Source organism: Allobrachymonas denitrificans DSM 15123, assembly GCF_900110225.1.
GTDB classification, from domain to species: Bacteria; Pseudomonadota; Gammaproteobacteria; order Burkholderiales; family Burkholderiaceae_C; genus Brachymonas; species Brachymonas denitrificans.
In genome coordinates this window covers 1-1,628 of the sequence record NZ_FOCW01000021.1, presented here as the reverse complement: position 1 = coordinate 1,628, position 1,628 = coordinate 1, and the positions used below count along the sequence as shown (strand labels likewise).

Sequence of the window (1,628 nt, the reverse complement as noted above, 5' to 3'; positions counted from 1 at the left end):
AGCGCGCTCGCGCACTTCCGGGGAAAACTTGTTGGACTTGTTCATGGCTCCATCTTCTCAAGAGTTGGGGCCTCCTCCAAACCCGGGGCGGTTCACAACGTATTCGAGTTGGTCACCGCGACCTACGCGGCTGACGGCTTTAACCTGCGTGATGACTGGCACGGAAACGCCACCCGAAATGTCTCGGGACGGTATCAGCGCTTGTGCAAAGAGGCGCTACTGTCACAGGTGGAGTCCACGGACTTCCTGCAGGCCGTATCGATGTTGCACACGCTGGAGTTGCGCCGCGCCGATGTAGCTTCGGGGAAAACCGGTAAGTCCGTACAGCCGGTGAGTGCAAAGCGCGTCTCAATACTTGCGATGCCCTTGAGCGCATATGCCAAATGGGCAGACGAAGTCGAAGCGGGGTTCCTTCTCGCGGCCAAGTTTTTGCGCAAGGAGTGTGTGAAAACTCCGCGCGAGCTGCCTTATCGAACTCAACTGGCTCCTCTCGCCTCGGTACTCGCGCACCTGCGCGAACGCTGGCTTGAGCCGCGCATTTACCAGAAACTCTCTCACTGGTACTGGAGTGGCGTTCTCGGCGAACTCTACGGCAGCGCCATCGAGACCCGAATTGCGAACGACGTCGAGGATCTATTGCAGTGGATCGACAGTGACGACGCAATACCGCGAACCATTGCAGATGCGGCGTTCAGCCCCGACCGCCTAGACACGATGACGTCGCGCCTGTCCGCCGCGTACAAAGGCCTGAATGTGCTGGTACTTCGTGAAGGCGCGCAAGACTTTTTCTGGAAGGCAAAGATCCAGGAACTCGACGACGAGGAGCTTGCGCTGGATATTCACCACATCTTTCCGCAGGACTGGTGTGAGAAGAACGGCATTAAGCGCGCTGTCTACAACACGGTCGTCAACAAAACCCCGATTTCCTACAAGGCAAACCGGATGATCGGCGGGCATGCGCCATCGATCTATTTGTCAAAATTGCAGGCTCATACGCAGGTTCAGCTTGCAGACGCCCAGATGAATGCCATTGTCGGGTCGCACCTCATCGATACGGCCGCGCTCCGAGCGGACGACTTCGACAGCTTCTACAAGAGCAGAAAGGCCGCCCTGGTCAAACTGGTCGAACGGGCTATGGGTAAAGCGGCGGCGGTTGTTGCGGACGGAGCTGATCCTGGCGATGCTGAAGAGGATGAGAGCGATCAGCAGCAAGTCATTTCGCCAGTCGGGTGAACTGCGCTTGAGCGTTGGCGATCAGGTCTAGGCGAAGGTTTGGTGCAATGCCAGTCGCCAAGTAATTCAGTGCCCAGTTGAGCGCCTCAGCCTTCCTGGCGGGGCTATCGGCTGCGTCGAACTTCTCGATATACGAGTCAAGTTCTTGCAGAGCACGCATCAACGTGCCACGCGCATTGGTCAGCGCATCCGCCCCGTTTTGCTCTGCGATCTGGGTCTGCCATTCGGATTCATTTTTCATGATGCGACTCTTCCGGTAGTTGGTGGTGTGGATGACATGAACGCGCTGTTCGACGGGAAAGCCAAGCTCTTCCGCGTGCCTCTGCGGTCAGGCGTTGCGAAGCAAGACCGTTGCATAACCCCCCGGAAGCCCAACAAACCATGTTCCAATGACA

The 1,628-nt window shown here is 57.4% G+C and carries 1 protein-coding gene and 1 pseudogene; one reads left to right on the top strand and one right to left on the bottom strand.

Annotation, left to right across the window (positions count from 1 at the left end; all coding sequences use genetic code 11):
* Positions 1-1,233 (top strand): annotated as a pseudogene (locus tag BMW28_RS12695) (hypothetical protein); the annotation flags it as partial.
* On the opposite strand, the gene BMW28_RS12690 reads toward BMW28_RS12695, so the two are convergent.
* A complete protein-coding gene (locus BMW28_RS12690; protein ID WP_091818479.1) occupies positions 1,214-1,474 on the bottom strand; it encodes a hypothetical protein in 261 nt (86 codons plus the stop codon). The pseudogene BMW28_RS12695 and the gene BMW28_RS12690 overlap by 20 nt on opposite strands.
* Positions 1,475-1,628 lie beyond the last annotated feature (154 nt).